The following is a 24,623-nucleotide window of genomic DNA, read 5'->3' as shown; positions in this document are numbered from 1 at the left end:
ACGCGTGCTCCCGCTCAGGCGAACAGCCGCTCCAGCACCACCGCTATGCCGTCCTCCTCGTTCGACAGCGTCACCTCGTCCGCAGCCGCCCTGAGCTCGGGGTGGGCGTTGGCCATGGCCACCCCGTGTCCGGAACGCTGGAACATGGGCAGATCGTTGGGCATGTCGCCGAACGCGATCGTGTGCATCGGGTCCAGCCCCCACACGTCGGCGGCCAGCGCGAGCCCGGTGCCCTTGTCCACTCCGTGCGGCGCCAGTTCCACCGTGCCCGGACCCGCCATCGTGACGGTGGCCAGATCCCCGGTCGCCGCACGGGCGGCGGCGGTCAGTTCGTCGTCCGAGAGCTCCGGATGGCGCACCAGGACCTTGATGACCGGCGCTGCCCACAGCTCGGCGCGGAGCCTGACGCGCACGGCGGGAAGTCCCACGTGGGCCATGCGGTAGCCCGGCTCGATGAGTGTCCGGCCGTCGGTCCCGTCCTGGTCGACGGCGGCGAAGACCGGACCGACCTCCGCCTCGATCTTGCCGAGCGCGGTGTCGGCCAGCTCCCGGTCCAGGGTCACCGAACGCAGCAGCCGGGCCGTGTCGGAGTCGTACAGCTGCGTCCCCTGGCCGCAGACGACCGGGCCGCGGTAACCGATACCGGCGAGCACGTCCCGCACGCCCGGCACGGGCCGGCCGGTGACGATCAGGTGTCTGGCTCCGGCCGAGACGGCCCTTGCGAGTGCGGCACGGGACCGGGGGCTCACCGTGTCACCGCGGCGTAGCAGGGTGCCGTCCAGATCGGTGGCGACGATGGCAGGGGCGGGCGGGATGCGCATGGCTCAAGCCTATGGAGATCGGCCTTCGGCCGTACGTCCCTGACCTGCGACGACGGTCAGGTTCCGGAGCCGCGACAGGTACTCCCGCCGACACGGCGCTGTGTCGGCGGGAGTACCTGTCGCCGGGCTCACCGGGAACACGAAGACCAGCGAGGCCGGCAACGTGAACGCGTTTGCTGGACGGCGTATTTGAGGGCGCGTTCGGAGTCGATGCCGTACCCGCCTTCCTGGTGCCGATCCGGTCGTCGACGAACCCGGCGGGCCGGCGTCAGCGCTGAGCCAGCTCTGCAACGAACTTGCTGGTCAGTGCGGTGGGAGCGGTGATGGCCGTGCCGACGACGACACTGTGGGCGCCGCGTGCCAGGGCTTCGGCAGCCTCCTGGGGAGTACGGATGCGGCCCTCGGCCACCACCGGCACGTCCAGTACCGCGGCGAGCTCGGCGACGAGATCGAGGTCCGGTCCGTCCTGCTGGGGTGAACCAGGGACGTAGCCGGACAGGGTGGTGGACACGATGTCGGCGCCCTCGGCGGCGGCGGTGATGCCTTCGGCCAGGGTCGCGACGTCGGCCATCACCAGTGCGCCCGCCGCGTGGACCGCCACGACCAGCTCGGCGAAGGTACTGCCGTCGGGGCGCGGCCGAGCGGTGGCGTCGGCGGCGACCACGTCGGCACCCGCCTCGGCGACGGCCAGGGCGTGCCGGACGGTCGGTGTGATGTACACGCCGGTGTCGCCGTCCTTCCACAGCCCGATCAGGGGGAGGTCGACGGACTTCCGGATGGCGGCCAGGACCTCGGGCTCATTGGCGCGGATCGCCGCTGCCCCGCCGGCTGCGGCGGCCTCCGCCAGGCGGGCGAGGGTGGCGGTCTCCCGCATCGGGTCGCCGGGCGGGGCCTGGCAGGACACGATCAGCCGGCCTTCGAATGCCTGGACCAGTGCTGAGGACGGTGTGCTCATTGCGGTACTCCCGGTCGGTGGAGAGGAACGGTGGTGGTGAGGACAGCGGCGCCGATCACGGCGGCGTCGTGGCCGTACAGCGGTGCGGTGGGGCGCAGCCGCCGCAGCGGCGGCATGAGTTCGTGCGTGAAGGCGTCCGTCAGCGCGTCCCAGTACAGCGGGCCGATCTGCGGGACACCACCACCGACCACGACCCGGTCCGGGCCGAAGGCGTTGGCGAGCCCGCCGAGGGCGCGGCCCGCGGCCCGCGCGCCGGTGACGACGGCGCGGACCGCGCTGTCCTCGCCTTGTGCGGCCCGCTCGGCGACGGTCTGCAGCCGGTCGGCGGTGCGGCCCGCGAGACGCTCGTACAGGGCGGTGATGCCGGGTCCGGAGGCGATGACCTCCAGGTGCCCCGCGCCGCCGCAGGTGCAGTCGAGGCCAGCGGCCTCCGGGCTCGGCAGATGCCCGATGTGCCCGGCGATACCCGCCGCTCCGTGCAGCATGCGCCCGTCACAGGCGAGCGCTCCGCCGACCCCGGTGCCGATGGCGGCGAACAGCAGGGAAGCACGGTCACCGTCGACAGCCGCGAGTTCCGGTCCGGCGGTGGCGCGGACGTCGTTGTCGCAGGCGACCGGAAGGCCCGTGCGGTCCGCCAGGCCGGTGCCCAGGGCGGTGCCCGCCCAGCCGCGGATCGAGTCCGTCGCGCTGGTGACCATGCCCGAACGCGGATCGATGACACCGGCCGCCGCGACCCCGATCGCCGTCGCACCGTCGTCGACGGTGCGGGCGGCGTCACGCAAGGCGTCGAGCACGGCTTCGGCGCCCTCGGTCGCGGGCGTCGGCCGGGTGTGCCGGGCGAGCACCGTGCCACCCGGGCCCACCAGCGCCGCGGCGATCTTCGTGCCGCCCAGGTCGAGCCCGATCACCGGGCCCGGCAGGGGCAGTGGGCGGGTACTCATCGGACCGGCGTCAGCCCGGCGGCGCGCAGCCGCTGGTCGACGAGTGCGAGGGACCGGGTGTCGAGCTGGATCTGCGGGAACGCGGTGTCGCCGCAGTCGATGACGCCGAGCAGCTTCAGAGCGCCCTTGAACGCCCCGAGCGCCGAGGAACTGCGTCCCATGTCCGCGTCCGGACCCGCGTCGACGAGGGCGAACAGCTCGACGAGGCGCTCCTGCTCCTTGGCGGCCAGCGCCCAGTCACCCGCGCGGGCGGCCTCGTACAGGCGCACGTACGCGGCGGGGTCGACGTTGCCGATGCCGGGCACGACACCGTCCGCACCGGCCAGCAGCGCGGCGTCCACGGTGAGTTCGGAGCCGGTGAGGATGCTGAAGCGGGGCGCGGGTCCTTCGGCGCGCCCGTCGCGGCCACCGAATTCGACGATGAGGCGGCGCAGGCCGCCCTCGTCGCCGCTGCTGTCCTTGAGACCCGCCAGGGTGCCGTCCTCGGCGAGCGCGTGGACGAGGGATGCGGAGAGCTTGGTGTGCACGGACACCGGAAGGTCGTACGCGAACAGCGGCAGGTCGACACTCGACCGGATGCGCCGGAAGTGCCCGGCGATCTCCTTGGGGTGGGTGCGCGTGTAGAAGGGCGCGGTGGCGACGATCGCGTCCGCGCCGGCCTCGGCGGCGACGCGGGCGTGGTCGATCACGCGCGGCGTCGTCGTGTCGATGACACCGGCGAGCACCGGAACGCGGCCGGCCGCCGTGCGGACCACGGTGTCCAGGGCCGTCCTGCGCTGTGTGTCGGTGAGGTAGGCGACCTCGCTGGTCGATCCCAGGGCGAACAGACCGTGCACACCTCCGCCGATCAGGTGCTCGACCAGACGGGAGAGCGACGCGGTGTCGACCTCCCCGGTGGCGTCGAGCGGGGTACAGACGGGCGGTACGACCCCGCGGAGGGGGGCGGTCAGCGGCATTTCGGTACTCCTGGTGCTGCGAGGGCGTGGAACTGGTACTGCGAGGGCGTGGAACTGGTACTGCGAGGGCGTGGAACCATCCATAACATGAGACGTCAGATGTCCTATGTCTGGAGCTAGAATAGTCCCGGCCCGGCACGAATCGTCAAGAGCGTCTTGGGTCACACACCGCCCAGCGCCCGGAAGGAGCCCCCGAAATGGTCCGCAGTACGGTGTCCGAAGACATCCAGGCCCGGATCCGGCAGCTGATCCTGGACCGTGAGCTGTCGCCCGGCGGCCTCCTGCCCGCCGAGAGTGAACTGACGGAGCTCTTCGGTGTGAGCCGGGTGTCGGTCCGTGAGGCGCTCAAGGCGCTGCAGGCACTGCAGGTCGTGGAGATCCGTCGCGGGTCCGGCACCTATGTCGGCTCGCTGTCCCTGGCACCCCTGGTGGAGGGTCTCGCGTTCCGGGCGGCCGTACGTCACCGCAGCGGGGAAGCGAGCCTGTACGAACTCATGCGGGTACGTGAGGCGTTGGAAGTGGGCCTGATCGACAGTGTCGCGGCGGCGGCGGTGCCGCAGGAGGACCTCATGGACCTGCGCGGGATCGTGGCGGTCATGGAACGCGAGGCGGCGGGCGGGCGGATCGCCCGCTCCACCGACCGGGCCTTCCACCTCGCGCTCTACCGTTCCTTCGGCAACCACCTGCTCAGTGAGGTGCTCGACGCCTTCTGGGCCGCCATGGACCAGGTGCGCGGCGAAGTCGGCGACAGTCACCAGGAGACGGCCGTGACCCTTGCCCACCACCGGGAGATCGTCGACGCGATCGCCGCGGCGGACGGCCCCCGTGCGTCCGCTGCGATGCGCACGCACTTCGACGGCATCAGGGAGCGCCTGGCCCCGGGGTCCGACGCCTGACGGGGAACTCCGCCGCGACGGTCCGGGCGGTGCGACCCGTGCCGGTCGCGCCGTCGGCGCCAGGATCAATCTGCAGCGACGTCAAGCGAGTTGAGGTACCGATGGGCCGCCAAGGTAATCCTGCGGTCGGCCTGCGGTACAGCCGTCAAGACGGTGGGGTGCACGGCCGTGATACTCGGCTGATCACCGATCCGAAGGCTGGCGATGCGACCAAAACTGAAGTCCGACGTGCTGTACGTGCCGACCGCCGACGGAGTGCACGTGTTCGGTGCGGGAGCTGACGTCGCGCTGGGCGGCCGGACCGCCTACCAGTGGCTCGACCGGCTCGCTCCGCACCTCGACGGCTCGACCGAACTCGACGACCTCGTGCGCAACCTGCCGGACGACAAACGCGCGGCGGTGGACGCGTTGGTACGACGGCTGCACGCGGCCGGCTGCGTGCGGGACGCCGCCGAGGACCGGCCGCACGGTCTCACCGAACGGGAACTGGCCACCTACGCGGCGGAGATCGCCTTCGTCGAGTACCACCGCGACTCGGCCGCCCGGCGCTTCGAGTCCTACCGCAACAGCGCGGTGGTCGTCGTGGGCGCGGGCCCCGCGTTCACCGCGCTGGTCTGCTCGGCGCTGCACTCGGGGGTCCGCCGGCTCCGCGCCGTCCGGACGGCCGAGACCGCGACGAACACGGACCGGCTGGCCGAGCTGGCAGCCGAGGCCGCGTGCCGGGACCCGGAGCAGACACTCGTCCAGGTACCGCTGTCCGACGAGGAGGAGGCCGGGCTGGCCCACGCGGACCTGGTGCTGCACGTGGCCTCGTCGGAGCCCGGGGTGGACCGTGCGCTGCGCCTGGACCGACTGTGCAGGGACTCGGACACGCCATTGGTGCAGGGCCTCGTGCTCGACGATGTCGCGTGGCTGGGTCCCGTCGGCCCGGCCTGGGAGTCGGCCTGGCTTCGGCTGGGACACGTCCTGGGGGCGCCCGGTCCGGCCGGACCCGGCGAGTTCCTCACCGGTCCGGCCGCCGCGGTGGTGGCCGGACATCTCGGGCTCGCCGCGTTCCAGCTGCTGACGGGCGTCACCCCTGCCGACGGCACCGACCTCACCAGGATCGACCTGGAGACCCTGCGGACATCGGTCCACGGATTCCTGCCGCACCCGGCCACCCGGCCGGCCCGGCCGGAGACCGAGCAGGAGTTCACCGACCGGATCGACCGGCTGGGCACGGCCGAGCCGGTCACCGAGCAGGACTTCTCCGCTCGGGCCGCCCGCTGCTTCGACCCGCACGTGGGCCTCATGCGGAAGCTGGACGAACAGGACTTCACCCAGCTGCCGCTGCACGTCACCGAGGCCGTCACCCGTACCGCCCGAGGGGGCCGCGTCTTCGGCGCGGGAACGAGTTTCGCCGAGGCACGACACCGTGCCGCGCTGCGCGGTCTCGCGGTGTACGCGGCGGGCGCACCCGACCCGCGCAGGTTCGGCCCCGGCTCCACCGTGTGGGGCTGGGACCTCGCGACCCGGCGCGCCAGAGCGGTACCGGCGGCCGAGGCCTTCGGTACGGGTGCGGGCCTGGCGGCGCGGCTGGGCTGGCACGACGCAGTGACCGATGGAATCGGGCAGCAGCTGGCCCGGTTGGCCGTGGCCGACGTACGGGCCCGCCGTTCGCACCCGGTGGCCCTGGATCTCGCGGGCGCGGCCCTGACCGGGAGGGCGGCGCGCCTTCTCGGCCTGCTGCGTTCGGCCCGGGGCTCCGTCCGGGTCGCCGACATCGGTGGTGCGCTCGGGGTGCCGGTGCTGGCCTGGTGGCAGGACGGCCGGCCGGTCGCGGTGACCTGCGGCCCGGACGCGGTGGCCGAAGGTCTGGAGCGGGCCGTCCTGGACCGGCAGGCGGTCCTGGCCGACCAGCCCGACTACGCGCCTGCCCCGGTCACCGGACTGCACGGAGTGCCGGACCCGGCCTCCGGTGCGCGACGGCCCGGCGAACCCGGCCGGCAACAGATGATGCGCGCCCTGCGGCTCCGCCGGCTGTGTCCGGTCGTGGTACCGCTCGACCACGATCCGGCGGTGCACGAGGTGCTGCCCGGCGTACTGCGCGTCGTGCTGGCCGATGGGTGAGCCGGCGTCCGGGGCCGCCGGCTCCGTCGGTCTCCGGTTCTGGTGGCGGACCTTCGAAGGAGTTCAGGAACTGTTCGCCGAGGGGCACGGCGAGGAGGGCGGCCCGGACGACCCGCTGCCGACCAAGACCTACCGGGGACTGCCACGGCACGTCCTGAGCGAGCCCTCCCGACGGATCGGTGACGCGCGCTGGTCCTTCGCGGGGTTCCGCCGGACCCGGTCCGAAGACGGTCCTAACCGCGAAGTCCTGGACGGGACAGCCCTGTCGGCTTTGCTCCACCACAGCTACGGTCTGGAACGGATGGAGCTGGGACCCCATGCCGCCTGGCCCTACCACCGGGCCGTGGCATCCGCCCGGTGCTTCTACCCGGTGGAGCTGTACCTGTGGCTCGCCCGCCCGGCAGGGAACCGGCCGGCCGGGTGCTACCACTACGACCCGGCACACCACGCGCTGACCCGGCTGCGTACGGGGGGCGTCCCCGACGAGCTGCGGACCGCCACCGGAACAGGCCGGGACGGCACGCTGGCCCTGATGGTGGCGGCCGTGTGCTTCCGTAAGACGGCGTTCCGCTACCGGGACTACGCCTACCGGCTCTGCGCGCAGGAAGTCGGCCTGACCGTGGGGAACATGCTGCTGGTGGCGGGGGCGCTGGGCCTGCGCGGGCGGGTGCACCACCGGTTCGACGATGCTGTCGTCAACCGCGTACTGGGCCTGGACGGGGACGAGGAGACCGCCTTCGCGGTGCTCGACCTGTTTCCCTGGCAGCCGGCCGGGACCGGGCAGGCGCCACTCCGTGCGGAGCCCGAGGAGCCGCAGCCGGTCATCCGGCCGCATCAGCTCCGTACCGACGCGGCGGACCCGGCCGCATGGTCCGGACTGACCGCGCTGAACCGCGCCGCCCGGCTCACCGGCACCGGCTGGAACACACCGGTGGACCAGGCCGCGTTCCACCTTCCGCCCGACGGCCCCGGTCCGACGCCGGTCCCTCTCGGGGAACCCTCACCCGGCCAGGTGGAACTGGCCGAGGCGATCCGCGCACGGGACTCGGGCGGCCGGATGTTCCTGCCCGACTCCGCTGCCCTGCCCCTTCCCCAACTGGGCTCCCTGCTCAGGCACGCGCTGGAGCCCGTGCCGTCCGACCACGCCGAGACGCCCTGCCGCCCCCTGGCGGACTGCCATGTACTGGTACTCAACGCCGCCGGTGCCGATGCCGGCCTCTACCGGCTGGACACCACGCCCGCACTCACCGCACTGCCGGGGCGGGACTGGCGCGCCGTGCTGGCGATGCTCTGCGACCGGACCCCCGCGGTCAACTCCGCGAAGGCCCACGCGATCGTGTTCCTGAGCGTGAATCGGGCCGAGGGCGACCGCTGGTTCGGCGACCGCGGGTACCGGATCCTGCACCACGAGGCCGGGATCGTCGCCCAGCGGATCAGCGTGCTCGCCGCTGCCACCGGCCTGTCCGCACGTGTCACCAACGGGTACCACGAGGGCATGGTCCGGTCCCTGATCGGCGCGGACGAGGCCCACGTGCCCGTCTTCACCCTGGTCCTGGGCCGCCGCCGGGACAGCGCTCAGTACGAGCCACCGCTGACCTGGTGACCCGGACCACGGGTCGGCGGCACGCCGATCCTACGGCCCGGCTTCGGTCGCACCGTGAAGACCAACTCCCGTCCCTCGTCCCACGATCGGAGTGGACCATCCCTTGGTCCGAGCCAGAACCGACAACTGAGAGAGGGGACATCGATGCCAACGGACCTCGTCCTGGACCTCGCTGACCTCAGCGTGAACGAGCTCGACATCCTGCCGACCTCGCCGGGCGCAAGCCTGGAGTCGATCAACGTCGGCCACGCCATGGTCGAGATCGGCGCGTCCAACTGCACCTCGACCGGCACACCCGCGAGCTGCTGCTCCTGTTGCTGCTGCTGACGCGTTCCGCACGGCCGTGCCTGGCGGACAGTCCGTCCGCCGGGCACGGCGCCGTACCGACCGACGAGGAATGAGACGTTGACCGAGGCCGCAGGAGCGCCCCCAGCCCCCGGTGTCGCCGTGCTCGGCCGGGGCAGACTCGCCGCCGCGATCCGGACCTCCGTCTCCCGGACGCACCGGCTGGTCGCCCGTCCGGACGCCGACTGCGCCGGGATCGTCACCGCGTACGACGGCTGGCGCACCGGCACCGCGCCGGACCGTACCGACACCAGGTGGCTGCCGGTACGGGTCGAGTTGGGCAACGTCGTCATCGGGCCCTCCGTCGTCCCGGGCCGGGCCGGCTGCGCGCAGTGCGCCCGGACCCGGCGGGACCGCGCGCTCGGCCCCGGTAGCCCCAGGACCGAACTGGTACGCCGGTTCAGCGGTCAACTGGCCGAACGCCCGGCCCCGTTGCTGTCCTCCTGGGCGTGCGATGCGGTCGGTGACCTGGTGGCGGCGGAATTCGACGATCCACCCGGCCGGTGGACGACGAACGCCGTCGTACTCCTGTCGCTGACCGACATGGCGGTCGACGCGCACCCGTTCCTCGCCGATCCGTGCTGCCCCCGGTGCGGCGCTCTGCCCGCCGACCGGCCGCCCACCCTCATGGCGAAGCCCCGCACGAAGCTCTCCAGGGACACTTACCGGGTCCGCGATCTCAAGGCTGACTGGGACACGCTGGTGAAGACCTACGTGGACGGTCACACCGGGGTGGTCCGCCAACTCGACGTACGGACCGACTACCGCTATCCCATGGTGTCCGCCCCCGTGCACCTCCCCGGGCAGGAGCAGGAGGCGGGCTTCGGCCGTGACCTCGACTACGCCGGCTGCGGGCGCACCGCACTGGCGGAGGCGCTGGAGCGGCTCGGCGGCGCCCGGCCGGGAGGCCACCGCACGGCGGTGCGGGCCGGCTACGGGGATCTGGGCGAATGGGCCGTCTGCCCGACCACGCTGGGACTGTACCCACCGGACCGGTACGCCGAGCCCGGATTCCCCTACCCGCCGTTCGATCCGGATCTGGAACTGAACTGGGTGTGGGGCCACTCCTTCGCCCGCGACGCCCCGGTACTGGTGCCCGAGGACTACGCCTACTACCGCACCCGGCACGACAACCCGCTCGCCCGGCCGCTGGCGTACGAGGTGTCCAACGGGTGTGCTCTGGGCGGCTGTCTGGAGGAGGCGGCACTGCACGGGGTGGCGGAGCTGGCGGAACGGGACGCCTTCCTGCTGACCTGGTACGCCCGGCTGCCCGCACCCAGGGTGGACCTGAACACCGTGTCCGACCCGCGCATCGGCATGCTGGCCGAACGGATCCGCCAGGACAGCGGTCACCACGTCCTGGCCTTCGCCACCACCCCGGAGCACGGCATCCCCACGGCCTGGGTCATGGCGGTGCACCCTTCTCCCGGCCTGGAGCCCGCGGCGATCTGCGCTGCCGGTGCGCACTTCGATCCCGAACAGGCCCTGCTCAACGGGGTCTTGGAGCTCGCGGCGAATCTGGGCTGGAACCGGTTCGCGTACCGCGACGAACTGGCCAGGATCGAGGCGATGGTCGCCGACCCGTCCCTGGTGCGGGAGATGCGCGACCACGCCCTGCTGTACTGCCACCCCGCCGCGTTCGACCGGTTCGGATTCCTGCTGGAGGACGACGTGGGACGGCCGGTGGCCGAGGCGTTCGGACGGGCCACCTGTCGGCCGCGCGGCGACGACATCCGCGCCGACCTGGCCGAGGTGGTGGCACGGTTCACCGACCGGGGCCAGGACGTCATCGTGGTGGACCAGACCACGGACGAGCACCGCGCGGGCGGCCTCGCCTGCGCGAAGGTGATCATCCCGGGACTGCTGCCGATGACGTTCGGACACCGGATGCGCCGCACCCACGGTCTGCCCCGGCTGAGCCAGCTGCCCGGCGACCTCGGCTACCGCGCCGGACCCATGCCCCTGGCGGACATCAACCCGCATCCGCACCCGTTCCCGTGACTGGAGCCGGTCATGACAGAGGACTTCTCGACCCCGGACACGTTCGGCATCCGGATCGGCGGGCTGCCCGTACCGATGCTGGACGACATGCGGTCGCCGGAACTGTGGGACCAGGTCGAAACGGTGCTGGCCGGTGAACGAAGACTGGCGGCCACCGCGGACGAGCTGTCCGACGCGCTGTTCGAGCTGATCGGACGAGGCCCGGCAGGAAAACCGGAACTGGTCGCGCTGCGTCGTTCCATCCACAACGGGAGGCCACTGGCGGCCCGTTGCTGGAACGACGGGATTCGCGCGCTCCTGCCGGCCCACGTGGCCGACGGCGTACGAGCCTGGCTGGAACTGGTGGCCGCACACCGGCACGACGTGGCGCACCTGGACGAACTGGTCGGCCACCACACCAGGAACCAGCACATCCTGCTGAGGAAGGCGGTCGCCGATCCGGCCTTCCAGCACGGACTGATCCTGAGCAGCCCGGTGTGCTACGGCCAACTGCGCAAGTGGCTGGCCCGGCCGGACGACACCGCACCGGACCGCGGCCTGGCGCTCCGGCTGACCAAGTACCTCGCCCGGATCACCACGAAGACCAGCCCGTTCAGCACCTTCACCATCAGCGGCATCGGCCACTGGCACGGACGGAACACCGCTGCCCCCGCGACCGGCCCGGCCGTGCGGAGCGTCGTGGAGATCAACGTCTGGGTGGTGCAGCAACTGGTCAGGCAACTCAGCGGGCATCCGGCCCTCGCGGGGCGCCTGCGGCTACGGCTCAACCCGAGCGCGCTGCTGGCCGGAGACCGCTGGGAGTTCCTCGGCCCCGGATCCGACGAGCCGCTGCGCAGCCTGGCGGCCACCGCACCGGTCCAGGCGTGCGTGGACGCGGTGACGGGAGCGGGACGGGTCCGTGAGGACGCCGTCGACGAGACGGCGGCCCGGACCGGGAGCACCCCCGCCGCAGCCGATGCCTACCTGGGCAGGCTGGTGGAGCTCGGACTTCTGGAAGCCGAGCGCCCCTTCGCCGATCAGGCGCTCGACCCACTCGGCGAACTCCGCACCTGGGTGGCGAGCGCGGGACCGGCCCTGGAAGAGCTGAGCAGTGCCCTGGCCGAACTGGCCGGTCACCTCGCCGATTACCCGGTGCTCGCGCGCCCCTCGGACCGGCTGCGGCGCTCCAGGGAGATCGATGCCGCGCTGCTCCGCATCAGAACGCTGGCCGGACCGGACCGCATCGACCTGCCGGCCAAGAACAGCATCATCGAGAACGCCCTGCTGACCGCGCCCGCCGACGGACCCGACCGGCAGCGCTGGACGCCGGTGCTGAGGGACCTGGATGCCGTACGCCGCTGCTACGCCGTGCTCGACCCGGCGCTGCCCGGCCGGGTCGCACTCACCGAGGCGTTCGCCGAACGGATCGGACCGGGCGCCACCGTGCCGTTCCTGGTGTTCCACCGGGCGGTGCAGCAGTGGCTGCGCGAGGACCCCGATCTGCCGGGCGTGTTGTCCATCGCCACCCATGGCTACCAGGCCCTGGCGCACCACCGCCTGCCCCGGATCCGTGAACTGTCCCGGATCCGGGCGGAGTTGTGCGCCACCGTACTCGAAGGGCAGGCGGACGAGCGAGGTGTGCTGCGCCTGGACCCGCAACAGCTGTCCGCGGCGGCCGGACAGTGGCCGGCCTGGATGCGCCCGCCGGACTCGGTGGCCTTCTACGGACAGCCCGTCGGCGGCGCCGGCGAACCACAGTTCGTGATCAACGCCGTCAACTCCGGACACGGCCGGGGACGCGACCGGGTACGGCGTCTGCTGGCCCAGGCGGGGACCGCCGCGGAGGTGGCCACGGCGCCGCCGCCCGCCGACGAGATCCTCGCGGACACCTGCCGCCACTACGGGAGCAACGTCGGGCTGCGCACCTCGGCCCTGGCCTGCGAGATCGACTATCCGGGGGGACTCAGCCGACGGAGCGCCGCCGAGCGCATCCCGGTCGGGGACCTCGTCGTACGACACGATCCGGACCTGGAGCTGCTCACCCTGCGGTCGCGCAGCCGCGATGCCGTGGTGCGCCCGGTGCACCCCAACCTCATCGCCGAGCTGTGGCTTCCGCCCGCGATCCGGCTGCTGATGCAGGCGTTCGGTGCGACAGCCAACCTGCTCATCCCGGGCCGCCGGATGTTCGGCGACACCTCGCTGGACCGGGTCGACGGCGTGCTGGCCCAGCCCAGGGTGGTCATCGGCAGGACCACGGTCAGCCGCCGCCAGTGGGTGTTCCCGGTGAGTGCCGTGCCCTCGCGGCAGAAGGGCGAGAGCGACCGGGCCCGTCTGGTGAGGCTGGCGGCATGGCTGCACACGCACGGAATGCCGCAGCGCTGTTTCGTCCGCGGCCTCGACCCGGACTCGGTGGTCGGCGGCAGCGTATGGCGGATCAAGTCACGCAAGCCGCTGTACGTCGACTTCGCCAGCCTGCTGCTGGTCGGCGTCTTCGAACGGATGCTGACCGACCCGCGACACCTCCTGTTCCTTCAGGAAGCTCTGCCGGGACCGGCGGACGCGCCGAGCTACGGGGACAACGGATCCCGGGTGACCGAATACCTCGTCGAGATCAACGGAGGACGCGATGCTGACCGTTAGCGACCGGCTGGACCCCAGTACGGCCGAGGGCTCGGACTGGGTGTGCGCACACATCTTCTACGACACCGACCAGGACCTGCTGCTGACCGACTGCGTCCGACCGCTCGTCGGGACACTGACGGACGACGGCCTGGTGCAGCGGTACTTCTACCTGCGGTACTGGGAGGGCGGCCCGCACGTCCGGCTGCGGCTGCTGCCCGCCCGCACCGCCGACCGGGCCGAGGTGGAGCGGCGGGCGGTCGAACGGATCGAGGCGTTCCTGGCACGCAGTCCCGCCCCGGACGTGGTGGACCGCTCACACTTCGCCCAGGTGGCCGAGGGACTGGCCGGTCTGGAGGGTCGGTCCGGCCACGACCAGGTGGTCCGGGCCAACAACACAGTGGAGTTGCGGCCCTACGAGCGGGAACACGCGGACTACGGATACGGCGCGGCCATCGGCGCCGTGGAGCAGCACTTCTTCGAGTCCAGCGAACTGGCCCAGTCCGTGGTGGCCGCCGGTACGACCGTGGAACAACGCGCGCTGCTGGCGTTCGACCTCGTCATCGGGGTGTTCGCGCTGTGCGACGAGGTGCGCGACCGGTGGGCCCGGCACGGCGGCCCACCCCTGCCGTTCGGCAGTGGCCCGGAGGCCGCCGACGTCGAGCCGCGATACCGGGCCCAGCGTGCGAAGCTCCGCGAACGGGCCCTGCGTACCTGGCACCTGGCCACCCGGCCGACGGCCGTCGGGGACCAGCGGGCCTACTGGCTGGCTTCGGTGCGCCGGCTCCGGGACGAACTGCACAGCCTGGAGGAGGCCGGCGGTTTCGTCTCCGAGTGGGCCGACTCTCCGCTGGCCGGCCCCCTCGACCTGGCAGCCACCGACCACCCGGCCACGAGTCTGGTGCTGCTGCGCTGCGCACACCTGGTCAACAACCGGCTCGGACTCACCCTGTGGCAGGAGAACCAGCTGCGCTTCCTGGTGGGACGGGTCCTCGCGGAGCTGCCCGAGGCGTTGGCCGCCTCGTGAACGGAGCGCCCGTCCAGTGGCACAGCATCCACGTCCACCACCACGCCGAGAACGCGGAGCCCGCCCTCGTACTGCACGCCGTCCGACCGGCGTTCGACGCCGTGCGCACCTGGGTCGACGGCGCCTGGTTCGGCCGTCACTGGCTGCGCGGCCCGCATCTGCGGCTCAACTTCCTCACCTCCGGGGAGCTGTGGGCCGCCCGGGTGCGACCGACGGTCATCTCGGTGATCGGCGAGTACCTGGACGCCCACCCCTCCACTGCCCGGTCGGACGAGTCCGCGCTGGCTCCGGTGCACGCGAGGCTGGCGGAGCTGGAGATGGAGACCGGACCGCGGCACCCCTGGGTGGCGGACAACACCGTTCTCGAACAGCCCTATGACCACCGGCTTCCGGTACTGGGTTCGATGCGGGCCAGTGACCTGCTGGCCGGATTCCTCAGTGACACCAACGAGCTGGCGTTCCGGATGTACGACCACGTCGACCGCGGGGGAGCGCTGCCGCTGCTGGCCCTGGACCTGATGTGGACCACCGTGTCGGTGGCGGCCATTCCCTTCGACGCGGGCGGAGCGCCGATCGAGCGCGGATTCATGTCGCTGCGTTCCCACGCGGACGCCTTCCTGTCCCGGACCCAGGACCCGGCCGGGTACCGGGCGGCGTTCGACGAGCGCTACCTGCGGCAGGCGGACGCGTTGTCCGAGCGGCTGCGCGCGGTGGAGTCGGCACTGGCCGGCAACGGTACGGAACCACCGTTCGTCGTGGACTGGGCCGAGGCGGTCCGCCGCCATCAGCGGACGGCGCACCCGCTGCTGGCGTCGGGCGAGGTGTCGATGGGCGGGGCCGCCCTCGCGCCCCGGATGCCGACCCAACAGGTCAGTGAGTTCCACCAGTTGCTGCAGACGGACCACGGACACGAGGACTTCATCCGGGCCGACCACTGGTTCGCGTCCTTCCGGCTGGTGGTGAACTACCTGTACATCCACCTCAACCGCCTCGGGCTGAAGCCGGTGGACCGTGGGCTGCTCTGCCACCTGGCGGCGAACACCGTCGAAACGGTGCACGGTGTCTCCGCCGTCGGCAACTTCCAGCGGTACGTGGTCGGGACGCCCGCGGCCGGTACACCCGAGTGGGTGCGGACAGGCACACAGGGGGCGGAGGGGACGACGTGAGCCGTACCGGCCGTCCCGGTCCGACGGTCCGTCCGCCCCTTCCGGGAGGGCGGACGGGCCTCAGCGGCCTCCGGGTTGTGCCGTCAGCGTCGCCGGGATGATCTCGGCGAGCTGCCGGCGTCCGGAGATGCCGAGTTTGCGGTAGGCGCCGGACAGGTGGAACTCCACGGTGCGTACGGTGACGAACAGCTTTCCGGCGATGGCCCGGTTGGTGTGGCCGTTCCGCGCGAGGCGCAGGATCCGCAGCTCCTGCGGGGTGAGGTTCCGCAGCGTCGGATGCAGCGGTTCGTCCGGGCCCTCGGGGAAGACCTCCTGCTGTACGGTCTCGATCCGGTGCACCAGCGGTTGTGCGCCGCACGACGTGGCGGTCGACAGGGCGGCGGTCAGCTCGGTCCGCGCTTCGCTCAGCCTGCCCGCCGCGCCCAGTGCCGCACCCAGGTCGAACCGGGCGGCGGCCAGCTCCAGTCTGGCCGGTGAGCGTGCCAGGGTGCCGACGGCGGCTGCGAGCAGGCCGATGCGCTGTGGGCCGGTCGCGGCCATGGCGACCGCGTGCTGGGCGGTCCCGATCGCACGGGCGGTGCCCCACTGCCGCGCGTCCTCCAACTCGGCGACAGCGAGATGGGCGGCCTCGGCGGGCTCACCCGCCGCGGCGAGCAACTGCGCGGCGCGCGACCGCCATGGCACCACCGCCGGATTGCGCACCCGGCGACCGGACAGCAGCCGGCCCACGGCGAGGTGGTCCTCGACCGCACGTGACAGCTCTCCGGTGCACTCCCGCACCACCGCACGCGCGGCCAGTACGGCCGGGGTGTCCTGCCGCAACGGCAGCTCCTGGTCCAGCCCGCAGCCGGTGAGCAGCGCGAGAGCGGTGCTCGTGTCGCCCATCAGGGCCCGCGCCTCGGCCAGGACCGACACGGCGAGCGCCGCCGGCAGCCGGGACGTGGACGCCGCCACGCTCAACAGCTCCGTCATGGGCGCCAGTGCGTCCGCCGCACGGGTCAGGTCGCCGCGGACACGGTGGATCGTGGCGCGCAGCAGTTCCGCGGTGACATGGTCCCAGTGTCCGGGCCGGGCCCCGTCGGCCGGCCGGATCCGGCTGCAGTGTGTCCACGCCTCGGTCAGCTCGTCGGCCCGGATCAGGGCGATACACCCGTGCCACCAGGACCTTCCCGGACCGTCCTGGTTCTCGGCCAGCGCCTGTCCGGCGAATCGCACAGCCGCTGCGCGGTCCTTGCCCGTGCGGACCGCGTCGGCGGCCCGCAGCCCGGCCAGTTCCCGGCGGGCGGCGGCGTGTTGCGGGCTCCGGGCGATCAGTTCGTCCAGCGGGTCGGCGGTCCCCACCAGCCGGCCAGGACCGTCCAGACAGATGTACGCCTTGTGCAGCCGCAGCCGCCAGCACTGTTCCGGTGCCGCTGTGCCCAGCCGGACCGTGGTGTCGTCGAGGACCGTCACCGCGTCCGCGGGTCGCCCGCACTCGGTCAGCAGACCGGCCAGGGCCACGGCGTAGTCGGTCGCGATCACCGGATCAGCCGCCTCCTGACGGGCCGCGTCCAGCTGATGTGCGGTGAGGTCCGGGTCGACGAACGCGTCCAGCCGGGCCAGCTCGCGCCGCACGGCCGACCGCACACGCGGCCGTAACCGGTCCCGCAGCACTCCGCGGAGGTGCTGGGCGGCGTCGTCGGCCCGGCCCTCCTGCGCCAGTCTGCGGGCCGCGGTCCGCAGCGGCCGGACGGTCCAGCTCAGGCCGAGCGGCCCGGCCGCGACCAACTGCCGGGCGACGGAGGTCGCGCCGAAGTGCCCGTCGCGCAGAATCTCGGCCGCCCGCAGGTGCAGGGCGGCGCGGGTGCCGACCGGGATCCTGCCGATGACCATCGCGGCCAGTAGCGGGTGACGGAAGGCCGGCGGCGTGCGGTTGGCCAACAGGCAGCGGTCGGACAGTTCGTCCAGCGCGGACAGCGTGTCGCTGACGGTCAGCCGGGCGAGGTCGGCGGCCTGGGCGATCTCCGCGTCGGTGCCGAGCACGGCGACCGCCCTCGCCAGTGCGAGTGCGGGTCGGCTCAGCTCTCCCAGCCAGCGTTCGGTCCCCGGGAGCACCGCGGAACCCACCGTGGCGCGCAGCTCTCCAGCGGTCGGGGCGCGGCCGGTGTGGGCCGACAGCAGAGCCACTACCAGGCTGGGGTTGCCCCCGGTCAACTCGTGACAGACGGAAGCGGAGTTCTCGTCGAGTGCGACCCCGCAACGGGCCGCCGCGAAGTCGCTGAGTGCTGCCGCCGGCAGACCGGTGAGGTCGATGTGCTCGGCGAGGGCGGTGAGCCGGGCTCCGCCCGGAGGTTCGTGGCCCACGCCGAAGTCGTCGGCGGACAACGCGATGACCACCTGGGTGGGATACGCGGAGCCCGCCAGGGCGAGAAGCCAGCGCAACGACCAGGGGTCCGCGTCGGCCACGTCGTCCAGGCAGAGGACGACCGGGGAACGGTGTGCGTGTGTCCGCACCAGATCGACGAGGTGCCGCAGATGTTCCAGGAGGGCCGGCCGGTCCGTGGACGGCGTGGCCGGGGCGCCCGCACTCAGCAGACGGCCGAGGAGGTGATCAGCTGCCGCGAACGGGCTGTCGGGGTAGGCCCGGGTGCGGGCGACGGCCACCTCGAAGCCGGTGTCGGCGGCGAGCACGGAGAGTGCTTCCAGCACCGCCGACTTCCCGATCCCCGGTTCGCCGCGCACCAGCAGGGTGACCGGACGCCCCGTACGGGCCTTGTCGATCGCGGCACGCAGTCGCGCCATTTCGGTGCCACGGCCGGTCAGCCCGGTCAAGGTCATCCGCCCCTCCCCGCACGACCTGTCGCGCTTCAACCACCGCACCGGGATGCGGAGTTCGGTGTCGTGGTCGGCACTCGGACGCGGAGACGCGAGCCCTTGCACCCCGGCCCCATAAGCCACCATTTCATGCATGATCACCCTACACCGCAGGGCTGTCGGCCTCAATGGTGTTCGTGACGCGACGTGTGGAGGCGTGTACGTTCCGTGCCGGGCGAGGGTGAGTTCGGGGCCCGCGCAAGCCCGCCCGGCATCGTGACTGTGCGCGCGGGCCCGCTCGACGGCCCGGTGGCTCAACAGCCCTGTGGTGAACCGCTGTCAGGTCTTGCGCAGGTCCGGGGCCGGGACGCCGATGAGCAACCGCCGCAGGGCGTCCCACGCGACGCGCATCGCCCGCGTCAGGGCCGGCGAGTCACTGCTGACGACGCGTACCCACGCCCCGCAGTCGTCGGGCAGGGTGCTCACCCCGAAGGCCAGGCCGGTGGTCAGCAGGGCCTCGTGGAGGATGTCGGCCACCTCGGCCGCGGGGGCGAGCGGAGTGACCGCGTACAGCGTGGCCATCAGGTCGTGGTCCGCGAAGACGGCGGGCCCGGTGACCGGCCCCGAGCCGTGCGGATCGAGGCGGACCGTGTCCAGCGCCAGAAGTGTCCCGTCCGGGCGCTGGATCTCCAGGTCGCTGAAGAGCAGGCGGTAGGCGTGCCGTTCACCGCGGGCCAGCCGCCCGGCCGCGATCGTCTCGCTCAGCAGCACGGTGGCGGTCGGGTCGACGGTCACCCGGGTCTGCTGGTAGAAGCGTGCGTCCCGGTACGGGATCAGGGCGTCCGGCAGGTACTCGACGTAACTGCCCTCCCCCGCAGTGAGGTTGACGACCTGGGTCGCGTGGTCGAATTCCATCCGGTGCACTTTGGTGGCGGCCTGCGTGGTCAGGTGAACCGCGGTGCCGGGGCCGCAGTCGATGTCCATCCGGTTGCGGTCGGCCTGGATGATGCCGCCCCCGGTCGACATCAGATAGGTCACCGGCAGGTCGGGCCGCTGCGGGTCGATGTACAGCGGGCGCATGATCTGCAGCGGTGACTTCTGGTAGCGGTCGACGAGTTCGGTCCGGTCGCCCACCCGCGCGTAGCGCAGTTCGAGCAGCCCGACCTTGCCGGGGCGCCCGGCGGCCAGGGTGTCCGGTGGGCCGGCCAGGTCGAGCATCCGGGCCGGTACCCGCCGGGGTTCGTAGTGCGCGGGGTCCAGCCGCGCGGGCGCCTCGGTCACGCGGAAGCCGCCGCCCCGGCGGCCTCGTGGGACAGGAGGAAGTCGGCGATGGTGCCGAGCCCCTCCCCGGTGAGCGAGTTGGTCAGCACCACCGGCCGGCCTTCCCTGACCCGGCGCGCGTCCGACTCCATGACGCCCAGATCGCACCGCACGTACTGGGCGATGTCGACCTTGTTGATCACCAGGAGCTCGCACTCGGTGATGCCGGGGCCCCGCTTGCGCGGCATCTTGTCGCCCTCGGCGGTGTCCAGCACGAACAGGAAGAGGTCGACCAGCGCCGGGCTGAAGGTGAGCGTCAGATTGTCGCCGCCGCTCTCGAAGAGCAGGGTGTCCACCTCGGGGAAACGTTCCAGGAGTTCGTCCGCCGCCGCCTGGTTCATCGTCGGGTCGTCCCGAACGGCGGTGTGCGGACAGGCCCCGGTCTCCACGCCGACGATCCGCTCCGCGTCCAGGAGCCCGGCCAGAGTACGGCGCACATGGGCGGCGTCCTCGGTGGTGTAGATGTCGTTGGTGATGACGGCAGGGATCCGGCCGCGCTCGATCAGCACCGGGACGAGCGCCTCGATCAGGGCGGTCTTGCCGGAGCCGACCGGTCCGGCGATGCCGACGCGCAGCACGCCGTCCTTGGGCCGCCGGATGAGCTCGTCGTGGCTGTGGTGGTGCCTGGCCTGCATGGGGTCGTGCATGGTGATCCTGTCTGGTGTGGTGTCTTCGCGGGGGAGGGGACACGGAAGGGGACGGGGACGCGGGTCTAACTGGCGAACAGCCGGGCCTCGGCCCGCTCGTGACGGCCCGACATGATGTCCGCCACCGGGACGCAGCCTCCGAGGTCGGCCAGTTCTCGCCGCAGGGCGGCGTCGACGGTCTCCTCGATCACTGCGGCGGCCCCGTGCAGGACGACCTGCGCCCGGCGGTGGTCGGTCAGCCGGAGCCGCAGGGCGGCCCCCACGAAGCTGGCCGCGAAGGCGAACAGTTCGCAGGTGACCGCCTGGCGGGCGGGTACTCCGTTGCCCGCGTGGACGACGGCGGCGACGACCGGCTGGCAGCCGCGTACGGCGCCGTCCCGGTAGAGGGCCCGGTACCGCTCGATCGGGGGAGTGGCGTAGACCTCGTCGGCCAGGTCCAGCAACTGCCGCCCGGTGCGGACGGTGGCCTGCCTCGCCTCACGGCCCAGCTTGGTGGCGTGCAGCCGCTGTTCCACGGCCACCACCTCGTCCCACGCGTCGGTGGTGACCGCACGGTGGGCGAGGGCGAGGGCGGTCGCGTCGGCCGGCCCCGCGCTGTGACGCAGCAGGTCGTGGAGGAGGTCCGGCAGGCCGCGCGGGGTGACCGCGCGGGCCTGCTGGAAGCCCTCCAGACCGTGGGAGAGGGTGTAGTAGCCGCTGGGGAAGGCCGAGTCGGTGAGCTGAAGTCCGGTCAGCAGCGCCGGGATCGGCATCGGGTCGTTCACGCCGGGGTTTCCGTTCGTGCCAGCTGGCCGTCCGATGTCGTCCGGCCGTTGCGGGCCGTCGAAGGGGACGGTCAGACGATGTAGAAGAGGTGGTTGAGCGGGAGCCGCTCGGCAGGCTCGATGGTGGCGGGCTCGCCGTCGACGGTGACCTTGTACGTCTCCGGGTCCACCTCGATGCGCGGTAGCGCGTCGTTGCGCACCATGTGCTCCTTGCCGATGGTCCGGCAGCGCTGAACCGGCTCGATCCGCCGCTGGAGCCCCAGCTCGCCGGGGACGCCCGCGGCGATCGACGCCTGCGACATGAACGTCACCGACGTACGCTGCTTGGCGCGGCCGTAGGTGCCGAACATCGGCCGGTAGTACACCGGTTGGGGCGTCGGCAGGGAAGCGTTGGGGTCGCCCATCAGGGCCCAGTTGACCATGCCGCCCTTGATGATCATCTTGGGCTTGGCCGCGAAGGAGTGGATCGGCCAGAGCACGATGTCGGCGAGTTTGCCGGGCTCCAGGGAACCGATCACGTCCGCGGCGCCGACCGCTGTCGCGGGGTTGATCGTCAGCTTGGCCAGGTACCGCAGGACACGCGCGTTGTCGTTGCGGGAGCTGTCCTCCGCCAGCGGGCCGCGCAGCGCCTTGCAGTGGTGCGCGGTCTGGAAGGCGCGGATGAAGGACTCACCGACCCGCCCCATCGCCTGCGAGTCCGACGAGAAGATGCTGATCACGCCGAGGTCGTGCAGCACGGTCTCGGCCGCGATCGTCTCGGCACGCACCCGGCTGTCGGCGAACGAGACATCCTCGGGGATGTCGCGGGACAGGTGGTGACAGACCATCACCATGTCCAGCAGCTCGTCCACCGCGTTGACCGTGTACGGCAGCGTGGGGTTGGTGGAGGCCGGGAGCACGTTGGCCTCGCCCGACACCCGGATGATGTCCGGGGCGTGCCCGCCGCCCGCGCCCTCGGTGTGGAAGGTGTGGATGGTCCGGCCGTCGATCGCCGACAGGGTGTCCTCGTAGAAGCCACCCTCGTTGAGGGTGTCGGTGTGAATGGCCATCTGGACGTCGTACTCGTCGGCGACCCGCAGCGCGGTGTCGATGGTGGCGGGGGTGGCGCCCCAGTCCTCGTGCACCTTCAGCCCGGCCGCACCTGCCTCGACCTGCTCGCGCAGGGCCTCGGGCAGGCTGCCGTTGCCCTTGCCGAGCAGTCCCACGTTGACCGGCAGATCCTCCACGGCCTCCAGCATCCGGTGGATGTTCCACGGACCGGGCGTACAGGTCGTGCCGTTGCTGCCGTCGGTCGGACCGGTGCCACCGCCGAAGAAGGTGGTGATGCCGTTGGACAGGCCCTCCTGGGCCTGCTGCGGCGAGATGAAGTGGATGTGCGTGTCGACGCCGCCGGCGGTGGCGATGAGGTGCTCACCGGATATCACTTCGGTGCCGGGGCCGATGACGAGCTTGGGGTCCACACCGGTCTGGAGGTGCGGGTTGCCCGCCTTGCCGACGCCGACGATCAGGCCGCCGCGGACGCCGATGTCGCCCTTGACGACGCCCAGGACCGGGTCCATGACCACGACATTGGTGATGACGAGGTCCAGGGCGCCCTCGCGGTTCAGCGCGGACGGGTCCTGCGCCATTCCGTCCCGGATGGCCTTGCCGCCGCCGTATACGGCCTCTTCCCCGTAGGAACCGGCGTTGTGGTCGTACTCGACCTCGACGACCAGGTTGGTGTCCGCCAGGTGGAACCGGTCGCCCACGGTGGGACCGAACAGGTCCGTGTACTGCTTGCGCGGGATGATGGCCATCAGTTCCGGTCCCCCTCGTTGTCGGTGTCGTCCGCGCTGTCGGGGTGGATGAAACCCAGCTCCTCGGCGCGGCGGAGCGCGGTGCGCTTGGTGTCCGGGGCCGACAGGCCCCCGTTGACGAGTCCGGCGAAGCCGGTGAGCCGCCCGGTGCCCGCGAAGGCACACAGGTCCACCTCGCGGGTGTCGCCGGGCTCGAAGCGCACAGCGGTGCCGGAGGGGATGTCGAGGCGCATGCCGTAGGCGGCCTCACGGTCGAAGCGCAGCGCGCGGTTGGTCTCGAAGAAGTGGTAGTGGGATCCGATCTGGACGGCCCGGTCGCCGGTGTTGGCGACGGAGAGCCTGGTCCTGGCCCGGTTGGCGTTGATCTCCACGGGATCGTCCCCGTAGAGGTAGTGGGCTCCGCCCGACATCTGTGTCTCCTCTTGCCTCGGGTGTTCAGGCGCTGATCGGGTCGTGGCAGGTGACGAGTTTCGTGCCGTCGATGAAGGCCGTCTCGACCTGCAGGACGGTGAGCATCTCCCGTACGCCGGGCATCACGTCGTCGCCCGAGACGACCTTGCGGCCCAGTTCCATGCACTCGGCGACGGTGTGGCCGTCGCGCGCGGCCTCCAGTACGGCCTCGGTGATCAGCGCGGCGGCCTCGCTGTAGTTGAGTTTGGTTCCCCGGGCTCGGCGGCGGCGGGCCAGGTCCGCCACCACGTAGACGTGGAGTTTGTCGATTTCCCGCGGTGCGAGGTTCATGGCGTCACATTGCTTTCTCGAACGAGATGCCGGGCCGGCCCAGAGCTGGACCGGCCGCCAGGAAGAGCCAGGTCGTCACGGTGAACGGCCAGGTGAAGGGGTATCCACCGGACGGCTGGGCAAAGACCTCCCAGGCGGCGGTGAAGGGGACCGAGGCCACGGCGGCGAGCGCCGCGTACCCGGCGGTCCACGGGGTGAGAGTCAGGAAGGTGGCTGCCAGCGCGACAGCGCAGAGCACGCCGTTGTAGCCGTACAGCCCCTCGACGATCCGGTCGGCCGGCAGCCCCGCCACACAGGAGGTCAGGAGTGTCAGGGCGCTCGCGCCGATCGCCGCGAGGCCGGCGATCCGCGAGGCGACGAAGAGCCCCACGAGCACGAGCAGGCTCGCGTACCACTTGTCCAGGTAGAAGACCTGGCCGATGTTGTTGCAGAGCGCCCGCCCGGTCTCCGTGACCGTCAAGTTCGTGAACCCGGAGATACGAGTGGTCGCACCGGCGGTCACCGGGGCCTTCGATAGCGCGACCACCAGTGCTCCGGCGACCAGGCAGTAGGGGGCCGTCAGTACGGGCAGCCCGCGGGGGCCGAGGAAGCGACCTGCCGCGCCGCTCAGCACCGAGCACACCGCTGCGGCGAGAACGGTCAGTACCGCGGTCTGCCACGAGCCTCCCAGCCGGACCATGAGAGCGATCCCGGTCAGGCAACCGCAGTAGCCCTGCAGCCCTTCGGTCAGCCCCTTCCGGTCGGCGCCGAGCAGCGCTGCGGCGACGGTGGACGACGCCGCGCCGAGCAGACCGTACAGACCGAGCTGCCACCCGTCGACGAACAGCGCGACGGTGAACAGCAGTCCGGACCACGCGTTCGAGCTGAGTGCGACCTGTGCGACGCCGCGCAGCCCCGCCCGCCCGGTGTCGGCAGGGGCCCAGCTCTCTGCCTGCACCACCTGTTCCGCTACAGGCATGTCTTCTCCTTCGAGGACATGGCGAATTCACCAGAACTCCCGCTTTCGGGGGCTATGGATCTTGATCAACATTCTGTTGAGACGGTACGCCCGGCGAAAGCGGGACAGCGGCGCAGGAAGCCGGACGCGCAGCGTGATCAGGTGGGCGCGATCGGGCATCACCGCTGCTCGGGGGCGGGTTCCTTC

Annotated in this window: 20 protein-coding genes; 8 read left to right on the top strand and 12 right to left on the bottom strand. The window is 72.0% G+C overall.

Annotated features, from left to right (window positions below; all coding sequences use genetic code 11):
* Positions 1–14: 14 nt before the first annotated feature.
* The 4 genes from NBY69_RS15580 to NBY69_RS15565 all read right to left on the bottom strand — a co-directional run bounded on the left by NBY69_RS15580 (position 15) and on the right by NBY69_RS15565 (position 3,673).
* Complete coding sequence (locus tag NBY69_RS15580) at positions 15–821, bottom strand: HAD family hydrolase (protein WP_250301497.1); 807 nt, start codon at positions 819–821, stop codon at positions 15–17.
* A gap of 268 nt (positions 822–1,089) precedes the next feature.
* The gene (locus tag NBY69_RS15575) at positions 1,090–1,776 is read right to left on the bottom strand and encodes an N-acetylmannosamine-6-phosphate 2-epimerase (RefSeq protein ID WP_250301496.1); all 687 of its coding nucleotides are present in this window, start codon (positions 1,774–1,776) and stop codon (positions 1,090–1,092) included.
* Positions 1,773–2,717 (bottom strand): ROK family protein, encoded by a 945-nt coding sequence (locus NBY69_RS15570; RefSeq protein WP_250301495.1) that lies wholly within the window; start codon positions 2,715–2,717, stop codon positions 1,773–1,775. Before NBY69_RS15570 ends, NBY69_RS15575 begins: the two co-directional genes overlap by 4 nt.
* The gene (locus NBY69_RS15565; protein ID WP_250301494.1) at positions 2,714–3,673 is read right to left on the bottom strand and encodes a dihydrodipicolinate synthase family protein; all 960 of its coding nucleotides are present in this window, start codon (positions 3,671–3,673) and stop codon (positions 2,714–2,716) included. Before NBY69_RS15565 ends, NBY69_RS15570 begins: the two co-directional genes overlap by 4 nt.
* Positions 3,674–3,870: 197 nt before the next feature.
* Here NBY69_RS15565 and NBY69_RS15560 point away from each other — a divergent pair, with 197 nt between their 5' ends.
* The 8 genes from NBY69_RS15560 to NBY69_RS15525 all read left to right on the top strand — a co-directional run bounded on the left by NBY69_RS15560 (position 3,871) and on the right by NBY69_RS15525 (position 15,418).
* Entirely contained in the window at positions 3,871–4,569 is a 699-nt protein-coding gene (locus NBY69_RS15560; protein WP_250301493.1) for a FadR/GntR family transcriptional regulator, read from the top strand.
* A gap of 204 nt (positions 4,570–4,773) precedes the next feature.
* Positions 4,774–6,678: a YcaO-like family protein gene (locus NBY69_RS15555; protein ID WP_250301492.1), complete on the top strand. Its 1,905-nt coding sequence runs from the start codon at positions 4,774–4,776 to the stop codon at positions 6,676–6,678.
* Positions 6,671–8,281: a SagB family peptide dehydrogenase gene (locus NBY69_RS15550; RefSeq protein ID WP_250301491.1), complete on the top strand. Its 1,611-nt coding sequence runs from the start codon at positions 6,671–6,673 to the stop codon at positions 8,279–8,281. Before NBY69_RS15555 ends, NBY69_RS15550 begins: the two co-directional genes overlap by 8 nt.
* A 144-nt stretch (positions 8,282–8,425) precedes the next feature.
* Positions 8,426–8,608 carry a hypothetical protein gene (locus NBY69_RS15545; RefSeq protein WP_250301490.1) on the top strand — a complete coding sequence of 61 codons (183 nt, stop codon included), beginning with the start codon at positions 8,426–8,428 and terminating at the stop codon, positions 8,606–8,608.
* A 78-nt stretch (positions 8,609–8,686) separates the two neighbouring features.
* Positions 8,687–10,627: a TOMM precursor leader peptide-binding protein gene (locus NBY69_RS15540; protein ID WP_250301489.1), complete on the top strand. Its 1,941-nt coding sequence runs from the start codon at positions 8,687–8,689 to the stop codon at positions 10,625–10,627.
* A 12-nt stretch (positions 10,628–10,639) separates the two neighbouring features.
* Complete coding sequence (locus tag NBY69_RS15535; protein WP_250301488.1) at positions 10,640–13,246, top strand: lantibiotic dehydratase; 2,607 nt, start codon at positions 10,640–10,642, stop codon at positions 13,244–13,246.
* Positions 13,233–14,252, top strand: a complete 1,020-nt coding sequence (locus NBY69_RS15530) for a lantibiotic dehydratase C-terminal domain-containing protein (RefSeq protein ID WP_250301487.1) — start codon at positions 13,233–13,235, stop codon at positions 14,250–14,252. The genes NBY69_RS15535 and NBY69_RS15530 overlap by 14 nt, the downstream gene beginning before the upstream one ends.
* Positions 14,249–15,418 (top strand): thiopeptide maturation pyridine synthase, encoded by a 1,170-nt coding sequence (locus NBY69_RS15525; RefSeq protein ID WP_250301486.1) that lies wholly within the window; start codon positions 14,249–14,251, stop codon positions 15,416–15,418. The genes NBY69_RS15530 and NBY69_RS15525 overlap by 4 nt, the downstream gene beginning before the upstream one ends.
* Positions 15,419–15,478: 60 nt before the next feature.
* On the opposite strand, the gene NBY69_RS15520 is transcribed toward NBY69_RS15525, so the two are convergent.
* From NBY69_RS15520 to NBY69_RS15485, 8 genes are all read right to left on the bottom strand, one after another.
* Positions 15,479–18,235: a LuxR family transcriptional regulator gene (locus tag NBY69_RS15520; RefSeq protein WP_250301485.1), complete on the bottom strand. Its 2,757-nt coding sequence runs from the start codon at positions 18,233–18,235 to the stop codon at positions 15,479–15,481.
* Positions 18,236–18,550: 315 nt separating this feature from the next.
* Entirely contained in the window at positions 18,551–19,429 is an 879-nt protein-coding gene (locus NBY69_RS15515; protein WP_250301765.1) for an urease accessory protein UreD, read from the bottom strand.
* A gap of 59 nt (positions 19,430–19,488) precedes the next feature.
* Positions 19,489–20,166 (bottom strand): urease accessory protein UreG, encoded by a 678-nt coding sequence (gene ureG, locus NBY69_RS15510; protein WP_250301764.1) that lies wholly within the window; start codon positions 20,164–20,166, stop codon positions 19,489–19,491.
* A gap of 77 nt (positions 20,167–20,243) precedes the next feature.
* Positions 20,244–20,930, bottom strand: coding sequence for an urease accessory protein UreF (locus NBY69_RS15505; protein WP_250301763.1), 687 nt, complete (start codon positions 20,928–20,930; stop codon positions 20,244–20,246).
* 83 nt (positions 20,931–21,013) lie between these two features.
* The gene (gene ureC / locus NBY69_RS15500) at positions 21,014–22,738 is read right to left on the bottom strand and encodes an urease subunit alpha (protein WP_250301484.1); all 1,725 of its coding nucleotides are present in this window, start codon (positions 22,736–22,738) and stop codon (positions 21,014–21,016) included.
* Complete coding sequence (locus NBY69_RS15495; protein WP_250301483.1) at positions 22,738–23,148, bottom strand: urease subunit beta; 411 nt, start codon at positions 23,146–23,148, stop codon at positions 22,738–22,740. The genes ureC and NBY69_RS15495 overlap by 1 nt, the downstream gene beginning before the upstream one ends.
* Before the next feature lie 25 nt (positions 23,149–23,173).
* Positions 23,174–23,479: an urease subunit gamma gene (locus NBY69_RS15490; protein ID WP_250301482.1), complete on the bottom strand. Its 306-nt coding sequence runs from the start codon at positions 23,477–23,479 to the stop codon at positions 23,174–23,176.
* 4 nt (positions 23,480–23,483) lie between these two features.
* Positions 23,484–24,437, bottom strand: coding sequence for an urea transporter (locus NBY69_RS15485; protein ID WP_250301481.1), 954 nt, complete (start codon positions 24,435–24,437; stop codon positions 23,484–23,486).
* Positions 24,438–24,623 lie beyond the last annotated feature (186 nt).

The organism is Streptomyces sp. A 4/2, from assembly GCF_940670765.1.
Taxonomy (GTDB): Bacteria; Actinomycetota; Actinomycetes; order Streptomycetales; family Streptomycetaceae; genus Streptomyces.
This window is presented reverse-complemented; position numbering and strand designations above follow the sequence as displayed.

Excerpts from the sequence above, each read along its gene's own strand:
- NBY69_RS15495 (WP_250301483.1), bottom strand. The coding sequence starts at position 23,148 with ATGTCGGGCGGAGCCCACTACCTCTACGGGGACGATCCCGTGGAGATC.
- NBY69_RS15560 (WP_250301493.1), top strand. The coding sequence starts at position 3,871 with ATGGTCCGCAGTACGGTGTCCGAAGACATCCAGGCCCGGATCCGGCAG.
- ureC (WP_250301484.1), bottom strand. The coding sequence starts at position 22,738 with ATGGCCATCATCCCGCGCAAGCAGTACACGGACCTGTTCGGTCCCACC.
- ureG (WP_250301764.1), bottom strand. The coding sequence starts at position 20,166 with ATGCAGGCCAGGCACCACCACAGCCACGACGAGCTCATCCGGCGGCCC.
- NBY69_RS15550 (WP_250301491.1), top strand. The coding sequence starts at position 6,671 with ATGGGTGAGCCGGCGTCCGGGGCCGCCGGCTCCGTCGGTCTCCGGTTC.
- NBY69_RS15570 (WP_250301495.1), bottom strand. The coding sequence starts at position 2,717 with ATGAGTACCCGCCCACTGCCCCTGCCGGGCCCGGTGATCGGGCTCGAC.
- NBY69_RS15545 (WP_250301490.1), top strand. The coding sequence starts at position 8,426 with ATGCCAACGGACCTCGTCCTGGACCTCGCTGACCTCAGCGTGAACGAG.
- NBY69_RS15515 (WP_250301765.1), bottom strand. The coding sequence starts at position 19,429 with ATGCTCGACCTGGCCGGCCCACCGGACACCCTGGCCGCCGGGCGCCCC.
- NBY69_RS15535 (WP_250301488.1), top strand. The coding sequence starts at position 10,640 with ATGACAGAGGACTTCTCGACCCCGGACACGTTCGGCATCCGGATCGGC.
- NBY69_RS15505 (WP_250301763.1), bottom strand. The coding sequence starts at position 20,930 with ATGCCGATCCCGGCGCTGCTGACCGGACTTCAGCTCACCGACTCGGCC.
- NBY69_RS15565 (WP_250301494.1), bottom strand. The coding sequence starts at position 3,673 with ATGCCGCTGACCGCCCCCCTCCGCGGGGTCGTACCGCCCGTCTGTACC.
- NBY69_RS15530 (WP_250301487.1), top strand. The coding sequence starts at position 13,233 with ATGCTGACCGTTAGCGACCGGCTGGACCCCAGTACGGCCGAGGGCTCG.
- NBY69_RS15490 (WP_250301482.1), bottom strand. The coding sequence starts at position 23,479 with ATGAACCTCGCACCGCGGGAAATCGACAAACTCCACGTCTACGTGGTG.
- NBY69_RS15555 (WP_250301492.1), top strand. The coding sequence starts at position 4,774 with ATGCGACCAAAACTGAAGTCCGACGTGCTGTACGTGCCGACCGCCGAC.
- NBY69_RS15580 (WP_250301497.1), bottom strand. The coding sequence starts at position 821 with ATGCGCATCCCGCCCGCCCCTGCCATCGTCGCCACCGATCTGGACGGC.
- NBY69_RS15485 (WP_250301481.1), bottom strand. The coding sequence starts at position 24,437 with ATGCCTGTAGCGGAACAGGTGGTGCAGGCAGAGAGCTGGGCCCCTGCC.
- NBY69_RS15520 (WP_250301485.1), bottom strand. The coding sequence starts at position 18,235 with ATGACCTTGACCGGGCTGACCGGCCGTGGCACCGAAATGGCGCGACTG.
- NBY69_RS15575 (WP_250301496.1), bottom strand. The coding sequence starts at position 1,776 with ATGAGCACACCGTCCTCAGCACTGGTCCAGGCATTCGAAGGCCGGCTG.